Source organism: Ruegeria sp. D6 (genome assembly GCF_056534365.1).
Genome location: NZ_JBQFPH010000003.1, coordinates 134,775 through 158,337 on the forward strand (window position 1 = coordinate 134,775; position 23,563 = coordinate 158,337).

The following is a 23,563-nucleotide window of genomic DNA, read 5'->3' on the forward strand; positions in this document are numbered from 1 at the left end:
GAATAGGGCCGCTGATGGCGGCCCCCTCCCCTTTATTGTGACGGCCCGGTCGGATTGAACGCGGACAGGCCTTTGAGGATATCGATGGCATACGCCAGTTGATAATCCTCTTCGCGCAGCTCTGCGGTGGCTTCGGCTTTGGCGCGATCCTCTTCGATCTGGCGAATCTCGTCCTCGCTGAGGCTGTCATTATTCAGGCTGCCGCGCAGATCGGCCTCGGACCGGGTGCGGGTGTTTGTATCTTCTTCTTCCTCGTCAACCGGGTTGTTGCGTGGTTGTTCGACGATGATGTCCGGGCTGACGCCAAGCGCCTGAATCGAACGACCCGAGGGCGTGTAGTAGCGAGAGGTTGTCAGACGCATGGCCCCGTCACCCCGAAGCGGCATGACCGTCTGCACCGATCCCTTGCCGAAGCTCTTTGTGCCAACCACGATGGCGCGGTTGTGATCCTGCAAGGCGCCCGCGACAATTTCCGACGCCGAGGCCGAACCACCGTTGATCAGCACAACGATGGGCTTGCCTCCGGTCAGATCGCCGGGTGTTGCGTTGAATCGTTCACCATCTTCGAGATTGCGACCCCGGGTCGAGACGATTTCGCCCTCATCCAGGAACGCGTCAGAGACCTTGATGGCCTGTGTCAACAGCCCGCCGGGATTGTTACGCAAGTCCAGAACGATGCCATTGACGTTTTCGATGCCTCCGGCCTCTTTGATCTGTTCTTCCAGTCCTTCCTTGAGGTTCGGATAGGTTTGGTCATTGAAGGTCGTGACACGCAACACGACACTTGTACCTTCGGTACGTGCACGAACTGCGGTCAGCTTGATCGTGTCGCGAACGATCGTTACGTCGAATGGCTCCTGCTCGCCTTCACGCACGACTGTGATCACGATTTCCGATCCCACCGGGCCGCGCATCAGGTCCACGGCTTTATCCAGCGTCAGCCCCAAAATGCTCTCGCCATCCACATGAGTGATGAAATCGCCCGCTTCGATACCAGCAGCATCCGCTGGGGTGTCATCGATGGGCGATACAACTTTGACAAAGCCTTCTTCCTGCGTGACTTCGATACCGAGCCCGCCAAATTCGCCACGTGTCTGCACGCGCATCTGCTCGGCATCATCAGGCGACAGGTAGCTGGAATGTGGGTCTAGCGAGGTCAGCATCCCGTCAATAGCAGCCTCGATCAGCTCGTCGGTTTCTACTTCTTCGACATACTGAGCGCGAATACGTTCGAAAATGTCACCGAACAGATCAAGTTGTTCGTAAACGCTTGCCTTGTTCTCGGCCTCTTGCGCAAGCAGAGGGCCTGCGATCTGTGTTGTTGCGACTATCCCTGCCACGGTGCCGGCCAGTCCGGCCATCACAAATTTCTTCATACTCGTTTATCCATCCTTGTCCGTCCGGAACCATGATTCCGGGTCCACTGGGCTGTTATCCTGTCTTACTTCTATATAGAGCGTTTCTGACCAGTCAGTTCCAGTGCCATCACCGCTTGTTGACATAATAGCGCCGATTTCCGGAGTTTCACCCGGCATCAAACCTACCGGAGTACCCTCGGGTATCACTTCCCCGGTCAGACCATATACCTCTTGCAGACCTGAGAACACGAATAGCAATCCGGGCTGGGGTTCAAGGATCACAAGATTCCCGAGATCCAGCAAGGGCCCGCGGTAACGGATCGTGGCAGCCGTTGGCGCGGTGACCAATGCGCGGGGTCGCGTGCCCAGCACCAGCCCGGGGCGCGTTACCCCTGCTGCGTCCGTTTCGCCCGCCCGGTGCAGCATGACCCCTTGTGCGGGCAAGGCGATTTGACCTTTCCGGCCCGAGACATCTGCATTTGTATCTTCAATCTCACCATCGGTGATCTCGGATAACCCACTGGCAAACCCATCCAGCGTTTCGGTCGAGGATATCAGGATCGCTGTACGCACAGGATCTTCTACGAAACGGCGAGGCAGATCGGTCCGGTCCGCTATCGCCTCACTAAGCTGCGTGCGGGCATCCTGAACACCCTCCAACCCTTCGGTCAGCGTATTGGCAGCGTTTTGTTGAAGCTGTCGCAGTGTCTGTACCTCTTGCAATTCGTTTGCTAGCGCCTGAGCCTGCGCGTTCAACCCAGGCGTGACTTCGGACAACATCATACCAGTGCGCGCGGCCCCAAGTGGGCCGGACGGGTGCAGCATAAGTACCGGAGGCGCGGTGGTTTCGATCGTCTGCAGAACACCTAACAGCTGCGCCACCTCCTGCTCTTGTACCTGCAATTCTGCAGTCAATTGCGCCTCGCGCAAGGCCGCGCGGCGCAGGCCGTCGCGCATGGCGCTCAGACCAGCCTCGTAGGCTTTTATGGTTTCGGTCAGAGCTTTGACCCGGTCGCGGGCAGATTCGGCCTCAGTCAACGCGATCGAGGCTTGCTCCAGCATCTCGGCCGCTTCTAGTGCCGCCTTTGACGGGCTGGTTTGGGCGACGACAGGGGTGGCCCAAATCAGCGCTGCAGCAACGATCGGGCGCAATCTCATGTCAGCAAGCTTTCCCCTGTCATTTCAACGGGTTTCGGCAATTCCATAAGCTGCAACAAAGTTGGAGCAAGATCGGCCAAGCGCCCATCGCGCAGGCTTGAACCTTCGGGGCCGCCGACCAGAACGACAGGCACGGGGTTCAGCGTATGGGCCGTATGTGGACCGCCCGTTTCCGGATCGACCATCATTTCGCAGTTACCATGATCTGCGGTCACGATCATCGCACCCCCGACCTGCTTCAGTGCTGCAACCACCTGCCCCAGCCCTTGATCAACAGCTTCACAGGCTTCAATCGCAGCTTGCACATCACCGGTATGACCAACCATATCTGGATTGGCGTAGTTGGTGACGATCAGATCATATCCGCCGTGGATCGCCTCGACGAACTTTTCTGTCACTTCGGCCGAGGACATCTCGGGCTGCAAATCATATGTCGCCACTTTGGGCGATTTGGGCATGAAGCGATCCTCGCCACCCTCAGGCTGCTCTTTGCCACCGTTCAGGAAGAAAGTGACATGAGGGTACTTCTCGGTCTCGGCCAGCCGGAACTGGCGCAGGCCTTGCTTAGCAACCCATTCGCCCAGCGTGTTCACGATATCCCGCTTGGGAAATACGGTCGTCATATAATCGTTATGGCCATCGGAATACTCAACCATGCCCAGTAACGCCGACAACTGCGGGCGCGGACCGGAGTCGAACTCGGCAAAACCGGGCTCCCCAATTGCCCGCAGGATTTCTCGGGCACGGTCGGCGCGGAAGTTCAGGCAAAAGAACCCGTCACCGTCCTTAATACCGGAATAACCAGCAAGAACCGTGGGCGCGATAAACTCGTCGGTTTCGGATTGGGCGTAGGCATGGTCGACGGCCTCTTGGGCCGAGGCCACGGCGCGCCCCTGACCTTTGACTATTGCGTCATAGGCCTCGGAAACGCGTTCCCAGCGATTATCGCGGTCCATGGCAAAGTAGCGCCCACAGACGGTGACGACCTTTGCGCCATCGGGCAACCGGTCTTCGAGTTCGGCGATGTAGGTAAAGGCCGATTTCGGGGCCACATCGCGCCCGTCGGTGATCGCATGTAGCGCCACGGGCACGCCCGCATCGGTAACCGCTTTGGCGGCAGCCACGATATGATCCAGGTGCCCGTGCACGCCCCCATCCGATACCAGCCCCATCAGATGCGCTGTCCCGCCTGCAGCTTTCACCTTAGCGATGAAGCTCTGCAGCGCCTCATTGTGAAAGAAAGAACCGTCTTCTATGGCTAGGTCAATCTGCCCCAGATCCATCGCCACCACGCGCCCTGCCCCGATATTGGTGTGACCAACTTCGGAATTACCCATCTGACCACTAGGTAGACCCACATCCGGCCCGTGCGTTATCAGTTGCGCATGAGGACCTTCAGCCATGAGAGCATCAAAGGTTGGCGTATTTGCCAGATAAGGCGCATTGGCCTTGGTGTCGTCGGATAGGCCCCAACCATCAAGGATACAAAGGACAACTGGCTTTGGGGCGGTCATGAAAGCTCTCCGATTGAGGCGGCGTTGCTGTCTTCTACCCCCTGCCCGCTCAAGGTTGAACCGTCATTAGGGCCGCGAATGAAGATTTAATCTGTCTTGTAGTCCCCAAAGGGTCGCGCTTTGCGGTTGCGGTATTTAACGGTCAGCTCAAGCGGCATCTCGTTTTCGTCGTAAATACCGATCACCACGCCTGTTCCTCGGCTTGATCCACGCATGTTTAGCAGTTGTTCTTCCGACCGGGTCGTGCGCTGCGACTGGCGCCGCGTCCAGGTGAACAGGTGATCATACATCTCGGCGATGATGTCTGCATGCTCATCGCTTTCGCCCAGGTCCGTCAGCTCATTCGGATCATTCTCTAGATCAAACAAAAGCGGGCGATAGCCCCCTTCACAATGGATCAGCTTCCATTTCTCGTTTGCAACCATGAACATGACCGCATCCCGAACCGAGGCGTTCAGTGACTGCGCAATGGGGGATGCGGAGTAGTCGTACTCACAAATCACCACATCGCGCGGAGTGCTTTCGGCCTGACCGTGCAGGATGGGCAGCAATGAATGCCCTTCCAGAATGTGCCCTGCGGGTTCACCGCCTGCAACCTCCAGAAACGTGGGCGCTAGATCGATGGATTCGACCAATGCATCGCATGTGGTGCCGCGCGTGGCATCAGCCTCGGGCGATGGATCATAGATGATCAGCGGCATTTTGGTCGAGGCGTCATGGAAGAAGGTCTTCTCTCCCATCCAGTGATCGCCCAGAAAATCCCCGTGGTCCGAGGTCAGCACGATCATCGTGTCCTGCATTCGTCCGGTCTGTTCCATCCAGTCAAACAGCCGCCCCATTTGGTCGTCAGCCTGCTTGATCAGGCCCATATAGGCTGGAATCACGGCCTCGCGTACATCCTGACGCGAGAAGGTCTGGCCGATTTTCGTATCCATGAACGCTTTCAGCACCGGATGAGCGTTCTGCCGTTCAGCTTCGGACCGAATGACAGGCAGAACGTGTTCGGGACCATACATCGAGGCGTAGGGTACTGGCACAATATAGGGCCAATGCGGTTTGATATAGCTGAGGTGGCAGCACCACGGCCCCTCATGGTTTTCAATGAACTCCATGCCGCGAGAGGTGAGATAAGGCGTTTCGCTGTCTTCCTCGGCGATATTCGCGGCCTCTGACGAATTCTTCAGGAACCAACCCGAAAGCACATTGCCCTCTTCATCCAGCCCCGAATTGGCGAAGTCGTGCCAGGGGTTGTCACTCTCATAGCCTTTGTCTTTCAGATACTCGTTGTACCTTTTGGCGCCATCCGGGTCATAAAACCCATCCGGCCCTTCGGGGCGCATCCCGTCATCGCGCTCAAAGACATCAAACCCGCATTCAGCGACGCGTGCCCCGATCAGGCTGTCGGGCTCAAGCCCCAAACGAGCCATACCCTCGGCGTCTGCGCGCATATGAGTCTTGCCAACCAACCAGCAATCCATCCCTGCCTTGCGCAAGTGATCGCCCATGGTGACCTCACCAACTTTCAGCGGGATTCCGTTCCATGACGCGCCGTGCGAATGCACATAGCGGCCGGTATAGGTCGACATACGGGAACTGCCGCAGATCGGAGACTGGATGTAGGCCCGCGTGAACCGCACACCCATCGAGGCGAGACGGTCAATATTTGGCGTATGCAGATGTGGATGCCCGTAGCAGCTGAGATAGTCCCAGCGCAATTGGTCGAACATGATGAAGAGGACGTTCTTGGCTTTGTTCATGCCAAGAGGGTTATCCTAGCCTTCCATCTGTTGCAGCATCTTTTTCGCACGCTTGCACTGCAACTGGTCGCGCAGAGGGCTGTCGGGATCGATATCCTTTTGACAGACCACACATTTATCGGCACCCGAGATCGCGTTCAGGCCACCGCAGCTGCCTTTGATGGTTTTGCCCATCAACATCACACCCAGCGCCATGCCAACCATGACGATCAGCAACAGGAAAAAGGCTAGAATAAAGGTGCTCATAGCGGTTCCTACCGGTCAGTTGGTCCCCAGCGCATCCTTGAAGGCGCTGCTTTGTACGGTGATATAGGCTTCTTCTCCGCTTGTCACATCCCGCGAGATGAAGAACACGGCAAGTTTATGCTCTTCGGCCAGTTCCAGACCCTTTTCCAGACCCAATGCCAGCATCGCCGTTGCCCACGCATCCGCCATCATGGCGTTGTCTGCTAAAACAGTAACCGAAGTGGTGCGATGAGTAATCGGGCGGCCCGTCGTCGGGTCAATGATATGCGAATAGCGCACCCCGTCCTGTTCGAAGAAGTTCTTGTAATCACCCGAGGTCGCCATTCCCAGATTGTCGAGCGGCACGATCAACTGGATTGATTGCGCGCCAGTCTCGGGTTTTTCGATCCCGATCCGCCAGCTTTCGCCTTTGTCATTCTCGCCCATGGTCACCAGATCACCACCGATCTCGACCATATAGTTCTCGATCCCGGCCTCGCGCAGCTGTGCGGCAACCGCATCGATGCCATAGCCTTTGGCAATCGCAGACAGGTTGATCCCGACTCCGGCCTCTGACTTGGCCAAAGTGCCCGCTCCGCGATCCAAGTCTAACAACCGCGCTTGTCCCACTTGCCCTAGCGCTGTCGCGATCTCGTCATCTGCCGGAATTGGGTCTTCAGGTTTTCGCGGTCCAAACCCCCACAATTCGATCAGCGGACCAAGGGTAACATCAAACGTACCACCGGATTTCTCGTGAACCTCATTTGCGGCCTCGATGACGAAGGCAAATTCGTCTGACACTTGCATGGGGTCCGTGCTGCCTGAGGCCGAGAAGGTCGAGACCTCGGAATTCGGGTCCCAGTTGGACATCTTGGCATTGACCTGCGCCAAGGTCTCCTGAACCGCTTGCCCCAGCGCTGCTTCGTCCAAATCATCGCCGATTGCAGTGATGTTGAACGTGGTGCCCATCGTCTCGCCGGACAGGCGTACCACGTCAGGCTCTTTGCCAAACAAGCAGGCCGAAACAGTCAAAAGTAAGGCCAGTGCGATCAGTGGGCGCATGGTGCAATCTCCCGGGAGTGTTCTTGCCCGGCATATGCCAGTGAGCCTGTTCAGAGTCAAACCGACCTCAAATCTTGAGCGGCAAAAACGCCAATGCGAAAAGCCCGATTGCTGCCGGGACGCCAAACAGCCAAGCGCGCTTTTGCCAACCTTCCGGTTGCTGTTTCCAAGCCATGCGAAAGTTATGGCCGCAGACCACCACGATAAAGAATATCAGCGCGGCGACTGGTGGCGTCAGATACAGGTTGCTCACAAGCAATTTCCTTTTGAAGTGGCCGAGTTACGCCGGTTTTCGAAATTGCACCCTATACAGGGCCGGTCCCTGCGGTAAGGTAGGTTGTAAGGACAATACCGGTGAAAGAGGAGACCGCCCATGGCCCCAAGCTCTTACCAGCCTCCGACACGCGGCGACAAGGCCGCGGCGACAACCCGCAGTCAATCAGTTGAGACCAATCTGTCGCATACCCAGACAACGGTTGCGAAACTGATGGAAGGCAAAGGTGATGCTGTGTTTTCGGTGCGGCCCAACGACACGATTCACTCGGTCGTGGATATCTTGCGCGAAAAACGCATCGGGGCCGTTGTTGTGACGGATCAGAATGGTGCCCTGCAGGGTATCCTTTCCGAACGTGATATCGTGCGCCGTATGGCGGAAACGCCCGGCCAGACCCTACCCCAAACCGTGGCTGATCTTATGACGACTGAGGTTAAAACCTGCAGCCCCGAAGATTATCTGAACGACGTGCTGAAAACCATGACCGAAGGCCGGTTCCGGCATATGCCCGTACTGAGTGATGGAAATCTGCGCGGGGTGATCACCATTGGCGATGTGGTTCATTTCCGCTTGAAAGAACTGGAATATGAAGCACTTAGAATGAAGCAAATGATCGTAGGCTAGCGACTTACACCGATACGCGCGCGATACCAGCGCGCGTGGTCGAGATAAATCGGACAGAACCAGGCGAGATTTCCGCAGCCGTCAACTGATCGGTGATGAACGCACCTGTATCGATCGAAATGACATCATGCTCGACCCGAGCTTCGTCGACGATGGTATGGCCATGCACCACCCATTGCTCGTCTTTCCTGCGTTTCTTGCGGAACTGAGGATGCCCCCAAAGGCAAGTTCTGTCCTGTTGCCGATCGACCGGCTGCGAAGGATCAAGCGCGGCATGAACAACCGTTACATTCCCGCTCGTCCAGGTCAGCGGCCGATCTTGTAACCAGTCCAGAAGCGGTTGTCCCATCGCTTGCTGCAGTTGTTCGGCAACGGCTTGCGGGTTGGACCGGTCAATATCCGCAAGCCCAAACGAAGCCAAAGTCTGAGCACCGCCATTATACAGCCAGACACGCTCCATCCGTGTTGGATCGGACAAAAACCCAAGCAGCATATCTTCGTGATTGCCTTTCAGGCAGATCGCCCGCGTTTCGGGGTTCGTGTCGAGGTGGTGTAGCTGACGCAACACCTGCGCGCTGTATCCGCCCCGGTCAACATAGTCGCCTACAAACACCACCGGACAGTCGTTATCCAGCGCAGGTAGCAGCCGTTGTAAAAGATCCAACCTCCCATGAATGTCTCCGATTGCGTAGAATTTTTCTGTAGGCGCCAATGAATACAGATTCACCGGCTGATCAGACGGTGTTTGAGATGCGATAAGCCTTTTGATCCATCCGGTTAACATAAGACCTGCTGCCTAATGCGGAAAAATATGGCGCAGCATTCGCCAAATGCAGACGTTGATATTGGCAGCCTGCCCAACATCAGACCCAAAAATGAAAATGGTCGGTCCCAAGGGTTGGAACCGACCGATGCTGTTTATCCGCCAAAATCATCGAGCATGATGTCTTCGCGGTCCACGCCCAGATCCAGCAGCATGTTGATGACCGACTGGTTCATGATTGGCGGACCACACATGTAGTATTCGCAATCCTCGGGTGCGGGGTGGTTCTTCAGATATTCCTCGAACAAAACGTTGTGGATAAAGCCAGTGTAGCCTTTCCAGTCATCCTCGGGCTGGGCGTCCGACAACGCAACGTGCCATTCGAAATTGTCGAATTCCTTGGCCAGCGTGTCGAAATCTTCGACAAAGAACATCTCTTTCTTCGACCGCGCTCCATACCAGAAGCTGATCTTGCGGTTGCGGTTTTCAAGGCGTTTGAGCTGGTCAAAGATATGGCTGCGCATTGGGGCCATACCAGCACCACCACCGATGAAGACCATCTCTTTTTCTGTCTCGCGAGCAAAGAACTCACCAAAGGGACCTGAGATTGTGACCTTGTCGCCCGGTTTCAGGTTGAAAATATACGACGACATCTGACCCGGAGGGATACCTTCGGACCCAGGAGGGGGCGAAGCCACGCGGACGTTCAGCATGATCATGCCTTTTTCATCCGGATAGTTTGCCATGGAATAGGCGCGTTCGATCGGTTCGGCGACGACGGATTTGTACTGCCATAGATTGAAGCGATCCCAATCCTCGCGGTATTCTTCTTCTACGTCGAAATCCGTATAGGCGAGCTGGTGTGCAGGCGCTTCGATTTGGATGTAACCACCAGCGCGGAAGTTCACGTCCTCACCTTCCGGGAGGTCCAATGTCAGAGCCTTGATGAAGGTCGCCACATTCTCGTTCGAGCGAACTGTGCATTCCCATTTCTTGACGCCGAAGACCTCTTCGGGAACTTCGATGTCCATATCCTGCTTGACTGCAACCTGACAGGATAGCCGGTCACCACAAGACGCCTCGCGCTTGGTGATATGGCTTTCCTCGGTCGGCAGGATCGAGCCACCGCCGGAATGCACGCGCACGCGACATTGCGCGCAGGTGCCACCACCACCACAAGCGGAGGGTACGAATAGCTTCTCTGCCGCAAGCGTCTGCAGCAGCTTGCCACCCGCCGGAACCGAGATTGTTTTCTCACCATTGATGGTGATGTTCACGTTACCGGTTGAAACCAGCTTGGACCGCGCCGCCATGATGATGGCAACCAAACCAAGAACGATAACGGTGAAAAGGGCTACACCTAAGCCAAAGGTTTCCATTCCGCCCTCCTTACAGTTTCACGCCCGAGAAGGACATGAAGGCCATCGCCATCAGTCCAGCGGTGATGAAAGTGATGCCCAGGCCTTGCAGACCATCGGGAATGTCCGAATACTTCAGCTTTTCCCGAACACCCGCCATCGCGGTAATCGCCAGAGCCCAGCCAAAGCCAGAGGACAGACCGTAAGTCGCCGCTTCGGCAAAATTGTAGTCACGTTCCACCATGAACAGTGAACCACCCAAAATGGCGCAGTTCACTGTGATCAGCGGCAGGAAAATCCCCAGCGCGTTGTAGAGCGGGGGGAAGTACTTATCCAGCACCATCTCTAGGATCTGAACCATCGCCGCAATCACGCCGATATACGAGATCAGTCCAAGGAAGGTCAGGTCCACATCCGGGAAACCCGCCCAAGCCAGAGCACCTGGTTTCAGCAGATAGTTCAGCAGCAGATTGTTGGCAGGCACGGTGATGGCTTGCACCACCATGACCGAGATGCCCAGACCCAGCGCAGTTGAAATCTTCTTCGAAACAGCGATGAAGGTACACATCCCCAGAAAGAAGCTGAGCGCAAGGTTTTCGACAAAGATGGCCTTTACGGCCAGTGAAATCAGACCTTCCATCAGTGGGCCTCTACCTGCTGGATTTTGTATTCACGCTCTTCCACCTGGTTCGGCTTCCATGTGCGGAAGGCCCAGATGATCAGACCGATGATGAAGAAAGCCGACGGCGGCAGTAGCAGCATGCCGTTGGGCACATACCAGCCGCCATTGTTGACGGTCTCCAGAATGGTGACGCCGAACAATGACCCGGCCCCGAATAACTCACGAATGAAACCTACCAGCAGCAGGATCAGTCCATAGCCCATTCCGTTACCCATACCGTCGATGAATGACGCGACAGGAGGGTTCTTCATCGCAAAGGCCTCGGCGCGGCCCATCACGATGCAGTTGGTGATGATCAGGCCCACGAAAACCGACAGCGTCTTGGAAATCTCAAATGCATAAGCCTTGAGGATCTGGTCCACCAGGATCACCAGTGAGGCAATGATAACCATCTGCACGATGATCCGGATCGAACCCGGGATTTGGTTTCGCAGGCACGAGATAAAGAAGGACGAGAACGAGGTCACGAAGATCACCGCCAGCGCCATCACCATCGATACCTGTAACGACGAGGTCACCGCCAGCGCCGAACAGATGCCCAGCACCTGCAGCGTGATCGGGTTGTTGTCGACAAGCGGGTCGACCAGCATCTCTTTCTTGGTCTGAGACATCAAAGCTCTCCTGCTTGCAGTTTGGCCAGGAACGGAGCATAGCCCGCGTCGCCCATCCAGAATTTCACCAGGTTATCGACACCAACCGAAGTCAGCGTCGCGCCTGCCAGCGCATCGACATAGAAATCAGGACCTGCTGCGGGTTGCGACTTGGCAACGGTGATTTGCAGATCGCCTGCATCATCGCGCAGCTTTTTGCCATTCCACAGCGCCTTCCAGCGAGGATTGTCCACCTCGGCGCCAAGGCCCGGTGTCTCACCGTGCTGATAGAACTGCAGGCCGTAGATATCGTTGCCGTTGTTTTCCAGCGCGATGAAACCATAAAGCGTGGACCACAGGCCATAACCGTGAAGCGGCAGGATTACCTTGTCGAGCGCGCCTGCATCATCACGCAGCAGATAGATCACGCGGTACTTGGACTTGCGCCCGATCCCAGCCGGGTCATCGTTCAAAGCGACGCTCAGTTCTGGATCGCTGGCAGCAGCGATATCATCGAAGGTGGTCGCGTCGAACTGATCGTCAACGAATTCACCTGTAGACAATTCCAGTACATGCGGTTCAAACGCAGCGAATGCCTCGGTCACATCAATGCCTGGTTCGTAGATGCCGGCAACTTGCAGAACGTTGACTTGCTTATCCTTCAAACGGTTGATTTCCTGCACCGGGCGCAGGCTGACCGCAGCAGCAGACACGACCATCGAGGCTACAAGGCAGACGGCAACGGCAACAAAGATAGTCTTGCCAACCGAATCCGGCGAAGCAGCCAAAAACTTGGCAATCGCTCCCTTGGGTTCATTGGATTGCGTATCAGACATGGCGACGCGCCCTCCGTTTGATGTTTGCCTGGACGACGAAATAGTCGATCAGCGGCGCAAAAACGTTTCCGAACAAGATTGCCAGCATCATACCTTCTGGGAAAGCGGGGTTAATGACGCGGATCATCACAACCATGATACCAATCAGCGCGCCATAGATGTAGCGGCCCATATTGGTGTGGCTGGCCGAAACGGGCTCAGTTACCATGAACGCCAGACCAAAGGCGTAGCCCCCAAGAACGATATGCCAGTACCAAGGCATCGCGAACATCGGATTTGTGTCCGATCCGATCAGATTCAGCAGAAGCGTGAAGCCTATGGTGCCCGCAAGACAGCCCACAATCAGGCGATAATTGGCAATCTTGGTCGTCAGCAGGAAGGCCAGGCCGATCATGCAAGCCAGCGTCGATGTCTCTCCAAAGCTACCCTGAATTTGCCCGAAGAACGCATTGGCCCAGGTGATCCCGTCGGCCGCCAGTGCCTGAACGCCTTCAGCAGCGGAGATGCCCAATGCAGTCGCACCGGAAAATCCGTCCACCGGGGTCCAGACTGAATCCCCCGACATTTGCGCGGGATAGGCGAAATATAGGAAAGCACGCCCGACCAGCGCGGGGTTGAGGAAGTTCTTGCCCGTGCCACCAAATACTTCCTTACCGATCACGACACCGAAAATGATGCCTAACGCGACCTGCCACAATGGCGCTGTCGCAGGCATAATCAGGGTGTAAAGCATCGAGGTTACTAGAAAACCCTCGTTGACCTCATGGCCGCGTACAGTGGCGAAGATGACCTCAAAAATACCGCCCGCAACCAGTGTGGTGATGTAGATCGGAAGGAAATACATCAATCCATGCATCACATTGGCGAAAATGCTGTCAGGGTTCAGCGAGATGCCGAACACCTGCAGGATCGCAATCCGCCAGCCTGTTGCCGAATCCGGTCCCAACGTAGCGATGGCCGAGTTTGCCTGATAGCCAGTGTTATACATCCCCCAGAGGATTGCGGGGATCGTAGCAATCACGACATAGGTCATGATCCGCTTCATATCCACGTAAGAGCGCGCATGCGGCGCGACGGTCGTGACGGTTTTCGGAGTGTAGATAAAACTTTCCACCATCTCGTAGATGGGGAAATATTTTTCGTACTTGCCGCCCTTGGTAAAGTTCGGCTCGATCCGATCGAAGAAGCTGCGCAAACCCATGTGGATCAGCCCTCCTTTTCAATCTTGGTGAGGCAGTCGCGCAGCGCCAGCCCATATTCATATTTCGCAGGGCAGGCAAAGCCCACAAGGCCCAGGTCTTCTTCGTCCAGTTCCAGTGCACCCAGCGCCTGCGCGGTGTCGGTGTCCATCACCAATAGCGCCCGCAGCAATTGCGTCGGCAGATAATCCTGGGGCATAAGCTCTTCGAATACACCCGTCGGCACCATCGCGCGGCGACCACCATTCAGGTTAGACGTGAATGAATAGAGCTTCTTGGCAAAAGCCGATCCCAAAACAGGCTGTACCGCATATTTCGAAGGCATAGGAAGAATCCAGCCCAGTGTGTGCTGATCATGATCTTCGCGAATAATGCTGATCTGTCGCGCAAAACGGCCCAGATAGGCGGTCGGACCATCGGCATGCTGCCCCGACAAGATCGACCCCGAGATGATCCGCGCGATCCCGTCGACGTTCACTTCATCCCGGGTCAGGTCATCCGTCGACGCGCCCATCACGGTGCGGATCAGGCGCGGTTGGCGCGCGCCCGGTCCAGACAGAGCAATCACGATGTTTGTATCCAGATGACCGGTCTGCATCAGACGACCGATCGCGATCACGTCCTGGTAGCCAATGGTCCAAACCTGCTTGTCCCCTCCCAGCGGCTCAAGGAAGTGAATATGAGTTCCAGCAAGGCCCGAGGGGTGTGGGCCGGAAAACGCAGCTGCTTCTATACCTGGCAGATCGGAACCGGGGATGGATGCCCCCTCTTGCTGGCACAGATAAGTCTTGCCGTCGGTCAGGTTTGAGACAGCTGCGAGACCAGCCGCAAATGCCTCGCCCGCATCCGCAATAACCAATGCCGCATCACCTGCCAGTGGATCGCTGTCCATGGCTGTCACGAAGATTGCTGTAGGCTTGGAGCCTGGTTCGGGCATCTTTGAATAAGGACGTGTCCGGAAAGAAGTCCACAGCCCGGCCGCGCAGAGCTTAGCCGTAACACCTTCGGCAGTCTCGGCATCGCCGGTGCCCGAGAAATCTATGCCGGCGTCATTGGCATCCGAAACCTCGATCACCACGCTCTGCAATACACGTCGCGCCCCGCGATTAATTGCCACGACCTTGCCAGTCAGCGGCGCGACCATCATCGCGTCGGGCGCATCCTTGTGGCAGAATAACGGCGTTCCTCGCTGGACCGCGTCGCCCTCTTGCACCAGCATCTTGGGCTTTAATCCGATATAATCACTGCCCAGAACGGCAACCGACGAGAATTCAGGCCCCGGCTGGATTTTCTGTTCGGGCGCGCCTTCAACCGGCAAATCCAACCCTTTTTTTAGTTTGAAAGTTTGCATGTTGCTACGTTCTTCCAAGCCTTTGTCCTGCGCCTGCTGCGCGCCATCTTACAATGATGCCAGGAAATAACACGAAATTTCCCGTCTGTCCGGTCGCGAAAGCGCCATTATCCGACCAGAATCCGCAGGCGTATTTCCGATCACGGGTCCTTTACGCGGGGATGAGTGCAAACGCAAACCTGTTACCGCCCAAAATCGAAAAGGAATGTCACATTCTTTTGAGCTTACGGTCGTTCAGAACAATTTGCCCATTTAATTTGCGTGTCGCACAGGCTGATCAACCGGTGTAAGCAACCACAATGGACAACAATGATAAATTCGAGATTTTTCTGATTGCCACTCCAGGGCTCGAAACGCCTTTGTGTGCCGAGGCCATCGAGCGCGGATTCTCAGGCGCCAGGATCGTTCCAGGTGGTGTCGTGTGCCGTGGCGATTGGCCGGAAGTCTGGCGCGCCAATCTGGAATTGCGCGGTGCCAACAAGGTTCTGGTGCGACTGGGCAGTTTCCCCGCCGTGCATTTGGCGCAATTGGACAAGCGCGCCCGAAAATTCCCGTGGGCGAGTTATCTCAGGCCAGACATTCCCGTGAAGGTCGAAGCAACCTGCCGTAAATCTCGTATCTATCATGCAGGAGCGGCGCGACAGCGCATCGAACAAGCCATATCCGAGGGGCTCGGCACCTCAATCTTACTCGATGGCAAAGTCCGCGTACTGCTACGAATCGAAAAAGACATATGCACGATCTCCGTCGACACATCCGGCGAGCTCTTGCACAAGCGCGGTCATAAGCCTGCAGTCGCCAAGGCCCCGATGCGGGAAACAATGGCTTCGATGTTCCTGCGTGAGTGTGGGTTTGACGGGTCTGAACCGGTTCTGGACCCGATGTGTGGCTCTGGAACATTCGTTATCGAAGCGGCTGAAATTGCACTTGGTCTGCCCCCAGGCCGCTCACGTCAGTTCGCATTCGAAGATTTGGCAAGCTTCGATCCAGATGTCTGGCAAAAAATGCGCACTCGTACCGGTCGACCCGAAACGGAGCTGAGATTCTTTGGCTCAGATCGCAATACAGGCGCAGTCGATGCTTCACGCTCTAACGCCCGACAGGCACAAGTGGATCATGCCACCCGATTTCAGCACTGTTCGGTCAGTGATATCAAGCCGCCAGAAGGCCCAGCTGGGCTGGTCATCGTCAATCCGCCCTACGGGGCACGCATCGGTGATGAAAAGCGCCTGCGGTCGCTCTATGGCAGTTTAGGCAAGGTATTATCCAGTCGTTTCCAGCGATGGCGTGTCGGCATCATCACCACCACACCCGGACTTGCCCGCGCAACGCGATTGCCAATGCTTCCCCCCGGCCCAATCGTTGATCACGGCGGAACAAAAATCCGACTGTATCGAACCGATCCGTTGCAGTGACTCAGCGAATTCGCAGATCGGGCGAAGGGTTAAAACCACCCCTCGAATCCAGCGACGACATATGTGTGTACGCCCAAAATCCCTCTTGCACATCGATATGACGAGGTATAGATCACGCGCCACGGTCGGAGTGTAGCTCAGCCTGGTAGAGCACTGTCTTCGGGAGGCAGGGGTCGGAGGTTCGAATCCTCTCACTCCGACCAAAAACAAAGTTCCTGAAGGGCCTCTTTGTTTTTCTGCGATATCCAGCTTAGCAAAAGTCGCTAGTCATCCCAGTTCAGTTCAAACTCTTCGCGAAAGGCAAACCGTTTCAGGTGATCGGAAATCACTGTCTTCCAACTGTCCAGGTCATCGCGTGGCTGCGCCGAGGCGCGAACTTCCAGTGCTACTGGCGTCGCCTTTAGTTCGACGGCATTGCCACTATCAAAAAAAACGGTTCCAGTATTTGCATCGAACTCGACCTGTCCCTTATGTGACCAATGTTTGCACAATTTCTGTAAGTACTTGCTGGCATTTTCTGTTGTCGCCGATCCGATAGCGTTTTGTCGCGGCAAAAGCGCGAGGCCGTTTTGCGCTTTTGCGCGCATACTCTTTGCGAAAAGGGTGACGTCAATTTCAGTGGCCAGAAAGGTCACGCCGATCTCAAGGCACCTACGCTGCATTGCTGGGTCCAGTGTTAGGATACCCGCGGCTTTACCTGCCGCGACGATGCGGGTCAGCGCGTCTTCAATGGCCTCCACAACATCTGGATGCCCGGCGTTGCCGATATGACCCATGTCGGCGGCCAGATCTGCAGGTCCGATAAAAACTCCGTCTACTCCATCAATTGTCAGAATGTCGTCTAGAGCGGCCATGCCAGCGTTGTTCTCTACCTGTACCAGCAGACAAATCTGCTCATCCGCCGTATCAAGGTAGTCCGGGATCTCGGCAAATTGCGAAGCCCGTGCAAGGGATGATCCCACACCTCGCACGCCGTGTGGGGGGTATTGCACCGCCCGTACCAGTTCGCGCGCCTGATCAGCGCTTTCGACCATCGGCACCAGAATACTCTGAATACCCGCATCGAGATATTGCTTGATCATCCATGTCTCACCAATCGGTAGACGTGCAACGGGCGCGCTGCCCGAACTTTCGATCACTCGCACCTGTTCAAGGGTCGAGCGCAGGTCGTTTGGTGCGTGTTCGCCATCGACCAACAACCAATCGAACCCTGCGTTCGCGGAAATTTCTGCTGCATATGCGTCGGCCATTCCGATCCAGCACCCGACCTGAGGCTTTCCAGCCTTTAATGCGGCCTTAAAGGTGTTCTTTGGTGCGGGCATGTCGCTGCTCCTTTAGGCAAAACTGATGTCGACGGATCCAAACGATCCGAAATCGGCGTGGATTTCCGCACCCGATGGGCATTCGATCGGGCGAATGAAGCTGCCGGACAGGATCACGTGGCCGGGTTCAATGCTCTGGCCGTATTGCGCCATGCGACGGGCCAACCAGACCACACTTTCGACCGGATCATTCAATACGCCCGCACCCAGGCCGGTTTCCTCGATTTCACCGTTGCGGAAGGTTAGGGCCCCTACCCATCGCAGGTCAAACGCATCCGCTGGGTGGCGTTCCGCCCCTAGTACAATGCCGGCATTTGCAGCATTGTCGCTGATCGTGTCGAATACAGTGCGTGCCTTTCCAGTCTCAGGGTCTGCCCGCTTTATACGAGTGTCGAGGATTTCAATGGACGGAGTAACATAGTCGGTCGCTTGCAAAACCTGATCGCGATTCACATCCGCGCCACCAATGTCCTCCTTCAGGACAAAGGCGATCTCGGCTTCGATCCGGGGTTGGATGAAACGACCTGCGGGAACGGTCCCGCCATTTTCAAAGGCCATGTTGTCAAACAGGATACCACTATCAGGAATGTCGATATTCAAAGCATATTGCATCGCTTTCGAGGTCAGCCCGATCTTCCAGCCGATGACCTTGCGCCCTTCCGCCAGCTTGGCCCGATAGATGGCATTCTGCACTTCATATGCGTCATCCATCGCCATTTCGGGATACCGCAATGTCAGTAGACCGATCTGCTGTCGCGTCCTTTCCGCGTTCAGCAGATCGGCGGCAGCGCGCGCGTGGTCTTCCGGGGTCATATCTGCTCATCCTCGATGGTGTTGCTCAGGGTGCCTATACCTTCGACGGATACCTCAACCACATCGCCAGGGGCCAGGTATTTTGGCGGATCAAATCGTGCACCTGCGCCGGTTGGGGTGCCGGTGACGATTATATCGCCCGGTTGAAGCGTCATGAAGGTCGATATGTATTCAATCTCACGCCGGATCGGGAACATCATTCGGTTCAACGTATCGTCCTGCCGCAATTCACCATTCACATGGGTCTGAATGCGGGCGTCGTCCAGTTGGGCGGCATCGGTGAACGGGACCAGCCAAGGGCCGATGGCACCCGATTTGTCCCAGTTCTTGCCTTGCGTGACGTTGAACTTGGCGTGGCGAACCCAATCGCGGATCGTACCTTCGTTGCACAGGGTCAGGGCAGCGATATGCTCATAGGCATCGTCCTGCGAAATCCGGCGGCCTGCTTTGCCGATCACGATGGCCACTTCACCCTCGTAATCCAGCGTGTGATTTTCGGGCGGGCGGATCAGAGGGCGATTATGGCCGGTAAATCCACTGGCGAAGCGTGGAAACAGCGACATGTATTTCGGCTGGGCACTGCCATCTTTGTATTCCGCGTTGCGATCTGGAAAGTTCACGCCAACGCACAGAATACGGCGGACATCCGGCATCACCATCTCAAAGGTGAAATCCGTGTGGGTTACGGGCTTTCCTTCGGCAGCCTCGGCCAATTGGCCAAACGCACCAGCGGCGACAACCTCGTAGAGGCTTTTGAACTCGGCAAATTCGCTGTTTAGTGCGACCGCGCCTTCATCAGTGATCGCACCAAAAAATGTTTCACCGTTGGCAGTGTAGGTTGCAATGCGCATCAGGCCTCCTCGGCGTTATGGAACCCGCCCATACTAAGATGTTTTAGATCAAGCATACTTTGCTTACGGTGCGATGATGGGAGACGCAGACAGGTCTGGCTCGTTTACATCCACACCGACAAAGGATGTGCCGTGTTCAAACCAGCTGCGCGGTGCCGGAGCGCCCCAGAGCGTCTGACGCTGCGGGTCCTTCAGGTCCCATTTGATCGGCTCCAGATCGGGGTCAACGGTCTGATAATCCGAGCAATAAATCTCAATCCGGTGTCCGTCGGGATCGAGTATATACAGGAAGAAAGCATTCGAAATACCATGTCGCCCCGGGCCGCGTTCGATGTTGTCCACATAGCCGGTGGTGGCCATTAGATCGAGCAAATCGATGATGTTCAGCGGTGTTGGCACCCAGAAGGCCACGTGGTGCATCCGTGGGCCTTTGCCATTGGTGAAGGCCATATCATGCACCCCACCCTTGCGGTGCATCCACGCGGCCCACAGTTTCTTGCTGTCTTCGTCTTCCGTATACTCGGTCACGCGGAACCCGAAATCACTGTAGAATGCGACACTGTCATCGACATTGGTTGAGAAGCAGTTGAAGTGATCGATCCGCAGCGGTTTCACACCACGATAGAGCGCGTATTTCTGATGGATCGGCTCCAGGCGATCCATCTTGTGATAGAACTCCAGCGGTATGCCCAAATTGTCCGAGGTTAACAGAGTCCGGCCCTGATAGGGGCGATCAACCCATGAGGTCGGTCGGCCTTTGGATTGAAAATACGCCTCGGCCCGATCCAGATCATCCTCGTCGAAGGTTTTGAAACCCATGACTTCAACGGTGCCCGGCTGATCGGATTTCTGCAGGATCACACAGTGATGTCCACGTTCCTCCATAGCGCGCAGGTAGACATGTGTGTCGCTTTCGTCCGAGACCTGCAAACCCAGAATCTCCGAGTAGAATTTGCGCGAAGCAACAAGATCGCTGACGTTCAGGCAAACATGGCTCAGCCGGATCGTGTTGAAGTCGGGGTACAGGTTGGGGGCTGGAACGGGCATTGAAACCTCCTGTTAAACGGGGAAGATGACGTTGGTCTGACCAGTGCCGGAGCTTGGGAAATACTCGGTCACAACCTCGCATTTTTTGTCATAGGCGTCCCAACCCAACGCTCCGTAGAGCATCGACGTGTCATGCATCGAGCCTTCGCCGCAGCAGAAATTGGCATAGTCGCCCAGCATTTTCAGGAACGTGGCGTGGTCGCCGTTCTTCCACATCTCGAGCACATGCAAGTCCATCTGACGGTTGAATTCCGAGCTGATGGTGAAAGTGCCGTTATTGGCGGCATAATCCTTGTTCGCCCAGATCTTGTGCGACAACGAGCCTGACGCGACCAACAGCACCTTTTCATTGCTGGCCTCAACCGCTTCACGGATGGCCTCACCAATGACCCGGCTTTCGTCATGGCTATGCACCGTGGCCCAGGCCGCGACTGAGACGACTTTCATATCATGCTCGCGGCTCATGAAGCGCATCGGGACCAGCGTACCGTATTCCAGTTCGAGACTGTCCAAGTGATGCGCTAAAGTGTAGACGCCTTTGTCCGACGCGATCTTTGCGATGGCATCACCCATTTCAGGATTGCCCTCATAGGAATAGGGCAGGTCCTGGATGAACTGCGGGAACTCGTTCGACGTGAACAGACCTTCGAATTTTTCATTGGCGTTGATGTGAAACCCGGCATTGATCACCCAATGCGTGTCGCAGATGATCACCGTGGTCGCCCCCAGCGCTTTTGCACGGCGCGCGATTTTGCGGTGACCATCAATGGCAGGCTGGCGTTTGCCCTTAACCGGGCCTTCCTGCTCAGACATGAGCAGAGTCGGCACATGGGTCATTTTGGCGGCAAGAACGATTTCTCCCATGATCTCCTCCTGGAGTTAAGGTTTTTCGCGCGTTTGTCGTCTGAGGGGCCGCTATAGCTTACCCAACTGCATGATCTTGTGCTGGCCTGTGGCAAAGCCGACATGCTTTTGTTCCATGTAGAACTCAAAGCTCCAGTCGCCGCCGTCGCGCCCGATGCCGGATGCTTTGACCCCGCCAAACGGTGTGGGCAGATGGCGCACGTTTTCCGAGTTCACCCAGATCATTCCGGCCTCAAGCTTGTCCGTGAAACGTAACGCACGGGTCAGATCGTTGGTCCAGACATAGCCGGTCAGACCATATTGCGTGTCATTTGCGATCTGCAGCGCCTCCTCCTCAGTCGAGAACGGGATCACGGTCAGGACAGGGCCAAAGATTTCCTCGCGTGCGATGCGCATTTGATTGTTAGCGTTAGTAAACAGGGTGGGCCGTACGAAGTACCCCTCTTCGCCCACCTTGACGCCACCGGCCGCGACAGTCGCGCCGTCTTCCTTGGCGATGTCGAAGTATGAAGTGACCTTGTTGTAATGCTCTTCCGTTACAAGAGGGCCAATCTCGGTTGCAGGGTCCAACGGGTGGCCGACTTTGATATTGTTCACGCGCTCGATCAGCTTGGCTTCGAACTCTTCCTTGATTGTATCTTGTACCAGCAACCGCGAAGAAGACGTGCAACGTTCGCCGTTGATCGAATAGATCATGAAGATCACCGCATCCAGCGCGCGATCCATGTCGGCGTCGTCAAAGACGATGACCGGGTTCTTACCGCCCAACTCCAGATGCATCCGTTTCAGCGTGTCTGCGCCTTGCTTGGTAATGATGCTGCCCGTACGGCTTTCACCGACAAAGGCAATGGCTTTGATCAATGGATGTTCGGTCAGCCGCTTACCGGCGTCTGGACCAAAACCGTTGACAGTGTTCAGCACACCCTTGGGCAGACCGGCTTCTTCCGCGATTTCGACCAATAGCCGCGCAGACAGCGGTGAATCTTCAGCCGGTTTGTGGACGACCGTACAGCCAGCGGCCAGTGCCGGAGCGATCTTCCATGTCGACAGCATGAACGGGGTGTTCCACGGCGTGATGACACCAACGGGCCCGATTGGGACGCGGGTGGTTATGTTCATCAGTGTCGGTGATTTCAGGTGTTGACCATCCCGCGCCTGAACCACCTGATCGGCGAAATAGCGGAAATTCTCAGCCCCTCGCAGGGCGGCTTTGGACATGAAGCGCAGGGTCTGGCCGGTATCCCAGCATTCGCACAGCGCGATCTCTTCGGCTCTTGCCTCAATGCCATCTGCAACTTTAAGCAATATCCGGCGGCGCTCCGTAGCGGGCATGTCGCGCCAGTCTGCAAAGGCATTATGCGCGGCCTGTGCCGCCGTATCGATATCTTCCGCCGTGCCATGGGCAACGTCGCAGATCACCGATTTATCCACCGGAGAGATCGACTGAAACACCCCTGCTGACCCATCTTGATCTTCTCCTGCGATCCGGTTCTTTATCCCAGTCCTCTTGAAACGGGCAAGGAAACCATCAAGCCGTTCAATATTCTTGTGCAGGTCACTCATGGTCAGGCCTCCAGATGGTCGCGGATCGTGCCGGTTTTGGGGGAGAGGTCGGGATCGATGTCGCGCATCTCAAGCGACAGCGCGATGGAATGCTGGCTCATGGCGGGCTCCAGATAGGTTCGGGCCGCCTCGAAGATGCGCTGCGTTGCGTCCTTCTTGTCGGCCTGCGAACGACCGGCCCGCAGCCGGATCGAGATATCGATGAACCCATGCTTTGGATTTCCGTCTGCGATGGCATAGTGATCAACACGGATCGCTCGGACGCGAATGCCTGCTAGCGGAAAGGTGTCAATCTCAGCGGCCGTTGCACGGATGCAATCGCACAGACCGCCCATGTCGATCCTGTCTTCCAGATTCCAGGAATATTCGACGTGAAAATGCGGCATGATTCCTCCGTTATTAATTAACATGTTTAGCATTATGAGGTTATGCCGTCAAGAAGTTGCGTTGTTAATCTTTGCATTTCCTGGGGCAGCACACTAGAAGGCGGCATGAACACTCAAAGCCATACCAAGAGCACCTCAAGGTCGCTTCCCATTGCATTATTGCGCGCCCGCGAAACGATCATGGCCCCCATCAGGGACATGCTGCAGGACATCCAGATATCCGAGCAAAAATGGCGCGTCCTGCGCGTACTGGATGAGCTTGGCGAGGTCGAGCAAAGCGCTATCGCCAAAGAAGCTTGTCTGTTGCTGCCCAGCCTGACGCGAATATTGCGCAGCATGGAAGCCGATGGGCAGGTCACACGTCGTCAGGACAGCCAGGATAAAAGGCGGACGATGGTGATGATTACAGATGCGGGTCGGCAGATTTTGAAAGACAACCTTCAAGCGTCATTGGCCATTTCAAATAGTATTGAGGCGCAGATGGGGCGAGAGAAGCTTGATGAGCTACTGGACCTACTTGAAGAGCTGCAAGCTGTTAAGGTTTGACCCCG

The 23,563-nt window shown here is 55.9% G+C and carries 24 protein-coding genes and 1 tRNA gene; 4 read left to right on the top strand and 21 right to left on the bottom strand.

Going from position 1 to position 23,563, the window contains the following annotated elements; genetic code table 11:
• Window positions 1-32: 32 nt before the first annotated feature.
• The 7 genes from ACR0A1_RS12575 to ACR0A1_RS12605 all read right to left on the bottom strand — a co-directional run bounded on the left by ACR0A1_RS12575 (window position 33) and on the right by ACR0A1_RS12605 (window position 7,327).
• A complete protein-coding gene (locus ACR0A1_RS12575; RefSeq protein ID WP_480867758.1) occupies window positions 33-1,376 on the bottom strand; it encodes a S41 family peptidase in 1,344 nt (447 codons plus the stop codon).
• A gap of 6 nt (window positions 1,377-1,382) precedes the next feature.
• Window positions 1,383-2,516, bottom strand: a complete 1,134-nt coding sequence (locus ACR0A1_RS12580; protein ID WP_170561994.1) for a peptidase M23 — start codon at window positions 2,514-2,516, stop codon at window positions 1,383-1,385.
• Window positions 2,513-4,030: a 2,3-bisphosphoglycerate-independent phosphoglycerate mutase gene (gene gpmI, locus ACR0A1_RS12585; protein WP_480867760.1), complete on the bottom strand. Its 1,518-nt coding sequence runs from the start codon at window positions 4,028-4,030 to the stop codon at window positions 2,513-2,515. Before gpmI ends, ACR0A1_RS12580 begins: the two co-directional genes overlap by 4 nt.
• A gap of 86 nt (window positions 4,031-4,116) precedes the next feature.
• Window positions 4,117-5,787, bottom strand: coding sequence for a sulfatase-like hydrolase/transferase (locus tag ACR0A1_RS12590; RefSeq protein ID WP_480867762.1), 1,671 nt, complete (start codon window positions 5,785-5,787; stop codon window positions 4,117-4,119).
• Between the two features lie 15 nt (window positions 5,788-5,802).
• Window positions 5,803-6,033 carry a (Na+)-NQR maturation NqrM gene (gene nqrM, locus ACR0A1_RS12595; protein WP_170393970.1) on the bottom strand — a complete coding sequence of 77 codons (231 nt, stop codon included), beginning with the start codon at window positions 6,031-6,033 and terminating at the stop codon, window positions 5,803-5,805.
• Window positions 6,034-6,048: 15 nt separating this feature from the next.
• Window positions 6,049-7,074, bottom strand: coding sequence for an FAD:protein FMN transferase (locus ACR0A1_RS12600; RefSeq protein WP_170561987.1), 1,026 nt, complete (start codon window positions 7,072-7,074; stop codon window positions 6,049-6,051).
• A gap of 67 nt (window positions 7,075-7,141) precedes the next feature.
• Complete coding sequence (locus ACR0A1_RS12605) at window positions 7,142-7,327, bottom strand: hypothetical protein (protein ID WP_170407230.1); 186 nt, start codon at window positions 7,325-7,327, stop codon at window positions 7,142-7,144.
• 120 nt (window positions 7,328-7,447) lie between these two features.
• Between ACR0A1_RS12605 and ACR0A1_RS12610 the strand changes: the two genes are divergently transcribed.
• Window positions 7,448-7,972 (top strand): CBS domain-containing protein, encoded by a 525-nt coding sequence (locus ACR0A1_RS12610; RefSeq protein WP_480614064.1) that lies wholly within the window; start codon window positions 7,448-7,450, stop codon window positions 7,970-7,972.
• 4 nt (window positions 7,973-7,976) lie between these two features.
• Here the strand turns inward: ACR0A1_RS12610 and ACR0A1_RS12615 are convergent, their stop codons facing one another.
• The 7 genes from ACR0A1_RS12615 to ACR0A1_RS12645 form a co-directional block, all read right to left on the bottom strand.
• On the bottom strand, window positions 7,977-8,756 hold the full coding sequence (locus tag ACR0A1_RS12615) for a metallophosphoesterase (RefSeq protein WP_480867765.1): 780 nt from the start codon (window positions 8,754-8,756) through the stop codon (window positions 7,977-7,979).
• Window positions 8,757-8,890: 134 nt separating this feature from the next.
• Window positions 8,891-10,114, bottom strand: coding sequence for an NADH:ubiquinone reductase (Na(+)-transporting) subunit F (gene nqrF / locus ACR0A1_RS12620; protein ID WP_170393981.1), 1,224 nt, complete (start codon window positions 10,112-10,114; stop codon window positions 8,891-8,893).
• 10 nt (window positions 10,115-10,124) lie between these two features.
• Window positions 10,125-10,733: an NADH:ubiquinone reductase (Na(+)-transporting) subunit E gene (nqrE, locus tag ACR0A1_RS12625; protein ID WP_050603817.1), complete on the bottom strand. Its 609-nt coding sequence runs from the start codon at window positions 10,731-10,733 to the stop codon at window positions 10,125-10,127.
• Window positions 10,733-11,386 (bottom strand): NADH:ubiquinone reductase (Na(+)-transporting) subunit D, encoded by a 654-nt coding sequence (locus ACR0A1_RS12630; protein WP_152460184.1) that lies wholly within the window; start codon window positions 11,384-11,386, stop codon window positions 10,733-10,735. The genes nqrE and ACR0A1_RS12630 overlap by 1 nt, the downstream gene beginning before the upstream one ends.
• Complete coding sequence (locus ACR0A1_RS12635) at window positions 11,386-12,201, bottom strand: Na(+)-translocating NADH-quinone reductase subunit C (RefSeq protein WP_170732679.1); 816 nt, start codon at window positions 12,199-12,201, stop codon at window positions 11,386-11,388. The genes ACR0A1_RS12630 and ACR0A1_RS12635 overlap by 1 nt, the downstream gene beginning before the upstream one ends.
• Entirely contained in the window at window positions 12,194-13,402 is a 1,209-nt protein-coding gene (locus ACR0A1_RS12640; RefSeq protein ID WP_170393985.1) for an NADH:ubiquinone reductase (Na(+)-transporting) subunit B, read from the bottom strand. The genes ACR0A1_RS12635 and ACR0A1_RS12640 overlap by 8 nt, the downstream gene beginning before the upstream one ends.
• A gap of 5 nt (window positions 13,403-13,407) precedes the next feature.
• A complete protein-coding gene (locus ACR0A1_RS12645; protein ID WP_170561972.1) occupies window positions 13,408-14,751 on the bottom strand; it encodes a Na(+)-translocating NADH-quinone reductase subunit A in 1,344 nt (447 codons plus the stop codon).
• 299 nt (window positions 14,752-15,050) lie between these two features.
• On the opposite strand from ACR0A1_RS12645, the gene ACR0A1_RS12650 reads away from it, so the two are divergent.
• Both ACR0A1_RS12650 and ACR0A1_RS12655 read left to right on the top strand, forming a co-directional pair.
• Window positions 15,051-16,166: a THUMP domain-containing class I SAM-dependent RNA methyltransferase gene (locus ACR0A1_RS12650; RefSeq protein ID WP_480751569.1), complete on the top strand. Its 1,116-nt coding sequence runs from the start codon at window positions 15,051-15,053 to the stop codon at window positions 16,164-16,166.
• 126 nt (window positions 16,167-16,292) lie between these two features.
• Window positions 16,293-16,369 (top strand) — tRNA-Pro (locus ACR0A1_RS12655).
• Between the two features lie 60 nt (window positions 16,370-16,429).
• Here the strand turns inward: ACR0A1_RS12655 and ACR0A1_RS12660 are convergent.
• The 7 genes from ACR0A1_RS12660 to ACR0A1_RS12690 form a co-directional block, all read right to left on the bottom strand.
• Complete coding sequence (locus tag ACR0A1_RS12660; RefSeq protein ID WP_480751566.1) at window positions 16,430-17,488, bottom strand: aldolase/citrate lyase family protein; 1,059 nt, start codon at window positions 17,486-17,488, stop codon at window positions 16,430-16,432.
• A gap of 12 nt (window positions 17,489-17,500) precedes the next feature.
• Complete coding sequence (hpaH, locus tag ACR0A1_RS12665; RefSeq protein ID WP_480867768.1) at window positions 17,501-18,301, bottom strand: 2-oxo-hept-4-ene-1,7-dioate hydratase; 801 nt, start codon at window positions 18,299-18,301, stop codon at window positions 17,501-17,503.
• Window positions 18,298-19,152, bottom strand: coding sequence for a fumarylacetoacetate hydrolase family protein (locus ACR0A1_RS12670; RefSeq protein ID WP_480867770.1), 855 nt, complete (start codon window positions 19,150-19,152; stop codon window positions 18,298-18,300). The genes hpaH and ACR0A1_RS12670 overlap by 4 nt, the downstream gene beginning before the upstream one ends.
• A 63-nt stretch (window positions 19,153-19,215) precedes the next feature.
• Window positions 19,216-20,199 (bottom strand): 3,4-dihydroxyphenylacetate 2,3-dioxygenase, encoded by a 984-nt coding sequence (hpaD, locus tag ACR0A1_RS12675; protein WP_480867772.1) that lies wholly within the window; start codon window positions 20,197-20,199, stop codon window positions 19,216-19,218.
• A 12-nt stretch (window positions 20,200-20,211) separates the two neighbouring features.
• Entirely contained in the window at window positions 20,212-21,063 is an 852-nt protein-coding gene (hpaD, locus tag ACR0A1_RS12680) for a 3,4-dihydroxyphenylacetate 2,3-dioxygenase (protein WP_170561957.1), read from the bottom strand.
• Between the two features lie 51 nt (window positions 21,064-21,114).
• Complete coding sequence (hpaE, locus tag ACR0A1_RS12685) at window positions 21,115-22,626, bottom strand: 5-carboxymethyl-2-hydroxymuconate semialdehyde dehydrogenase (protein WP_170509178.1); 1,512 nt, start codon at window positions 22,624-22,626, stop codon at window positions 21,115-21,117.
• 2 nt (window positions 22,627-22,628) lie between these two features.
• On the bottom strand, window positions 22,629-23,012 hold the full coding sequence (locus ACR0A1_RS12690; RefSeq protein WP_170394004.1) for a 5-carboxymethyl-2-hydroxymuconate Delta-isomerase: 384 nt from the start codon (window positions 23,010-23,012) through the stop codon (window positions 22,629-22,631).
• A 105-nt stretch (window positions 23,013-23,117) separates the two neighbouring features.
• Between ACR0A1_RS12690 and hpaR the strand changes: the two genes are divergently transcribed.
• On the top strand, window positions 23,118-23,558 hold the full coding sequence (hpaR, locus tag ACR0A1_RS12695; RefSeq protein ID WP_170394006.1) for a homoprotocatechuate degradation operon regulator HpaR: 441 nt from the start codon (window positions 23,118-23,120) through the stop codon (window positions 23,556-23,558).
• Window positions 23,559-23,563 lie beyond the last annotated feature (5 nt).

Excerpts from the sequence above, each read along its gene's own strand:
- ACR0A1_RS12630 (WP_152460184.1), bottom strand. The coding sequence starts at position 11,386 with ATGTCTCAGACCAAGAAAGAGATGCTGGTCGACCCGCTTGTCGACAAC.
- ACR0A1_RS12610 (WP_480614064.1), top strand. The coding sequence starts at position 7,448 with ATGGCCCCAAGCTCTTACCAGCCTCCGACACGCGGCGACAAGGCCGCG.
- ACR0A1_RS12645 (WP_170561972.1), bottom strand. The coding sequence starts at position 14,751 with ATGCAAACTTTCAAACTAAAAAAAGGGTTGGATTTGCCGGTTGAAGGC.
- ACR0A1_RS12660 (WP_480751566.1), bottom strand. The coding sequence starts at position 17,488 with ATGCCCGCACCAAAGAACACCTTTAAGGCCGCATTAAAGGCTGGAAAG.
- ACR0A1_RS12635 (WP_170732679.1), bottom strand. The coding sequence starts at position 12,201 with ATGTCTGATACGCAATCCAATGAACCCAAGGGAGCGATTGCCAAGTTT.
- ACR0A1_RS12575 (WP_480867758.1), bottom strand. The coding sequence starts at position 1,376 with ATGAAGAAATTTGTGATGGCCGGACTGGCCGGCACCGTGGCAGGGATA.
- nqrM (WP_170393970.1), bottom strand. The coding sequence starts at position 6,033 with ATGAGCACCTTTATTCTAGCCTTTTTCCTGTTGCTGATCGTCATGGTT.
- hpaR (WP_170394006.1), top strand. The coding sequence starts at position 23,118 with ATGAACACTCAAAGCCATACCAAGAGCACCTCAAGGTCGCTTCCCATT.
- ACR0A1_RS12690 (WP_170394004.1), bottom strand. The coding sequence starts at position 23,012 with ATGCCGCATTTTCACGTCGAATATTCCTGGAATCTGGAAGACAGGATC.
- hpaE (WP_170509178.1), bottom strand. The coding sequence starts at position 22,626 with ATGAGTGACCTGCACAAGAATATTGAACGGCTTGATGGTTTCCTTGCC.
- hpaD (WP_170561957.1), bottom strand. The coding sequence starts at position 21,063 with ATGGGAGAAATCGTTCTTGCCGCCAAAATGACCCATGTGCCGACTCTG.
- ACR0A1_RS12600 (WP_170561987.1), bottom strand. The coding sequence starts at position 7,074 with ATGCGCCCACTGATCGCACTGGCCTTACTTTTGACTGTTTCGGCCTGC.
- ACR0A1_RS12640 (WP_170393985.1), bottom strand. The coding sequence starts at position 13,402 with ATGGGTTTGCGCAGCTTCTTCGATCGGATCGAGCCGAACTTTACCAAG.
- hpaD (WP_480867772.1), bottom strand. The coding sequence starts at position 20,199 with ATGCCCGTTCCAGCCCCCAACCTGTACCCCGACTTCAACACGATCCGG.
- hpaH (WP_480867768.1), bottom strand. The coding sequence starts at position 18,301 with ATGACCCCGGAAGACCACGCGCGCGCTGCCGCCGATCTGCTGAACGCG.
- gpmI (WP_480867760.1), bottom strand. The coding sequence starts at position 4,030 with ATGACCGCCCCAAAGCCAGTTGTCCTTTGTATCCTTGATGGTTGGGGC.
- ACR0A1_RS12590 (WP_480867762.1), bottom strand. The coding sequence starts at position 5,787 with ATGAACAAAGCCAAGAACGTCCTCTTCATCATGTTCGACCAATTGCGC.
- ACR0A1_RS12650 (WP_480751569.1), top strand. The coding sequence starts at position 15,051 with ATGGACAACAATGATAAATTCGAGATTTTTCTGATTGCCACTCCAGGG.
- ACR0A1_RS12580 (WP_170561994.1), bottom strand. The coding sequence starts at position 2,516 with ATGAGATTGCGCCCGATCGTTGCTGCAGCGCTGATTTGGGCCACCCCT.
- ACR0A1_RS12615 (WP_480867765.1), bottom strand. The coding sequence starts at position 8,756 with ATGTTAACCGGATGGATCAAAAGGCTTATCGCATCTCAAACACCGTCT.
- ACR0A1_RS12670 (WP_480867770.1), bottom strand. The coding sequence starts at position 19,152 with ATGCGCATTGCAACCTACACTGCCAACGGTGAAACATTTTTTGGTGCG.
- nqrE (WP_050603817.1), bottom strand. The coding sequence starts at position 10,733 with ATGGAAGGTCTGATTTCACTGGCCGTAAAGGCCATCTTTGTCGAAAAC.
- nqrF (WP_170393981.1), bottom strand. The coding sequence starts at position 10,114 with ATGGAAACCTTTGGCTTAGGTGTAGCCCTTTTCACCGTTATCGTTCTT.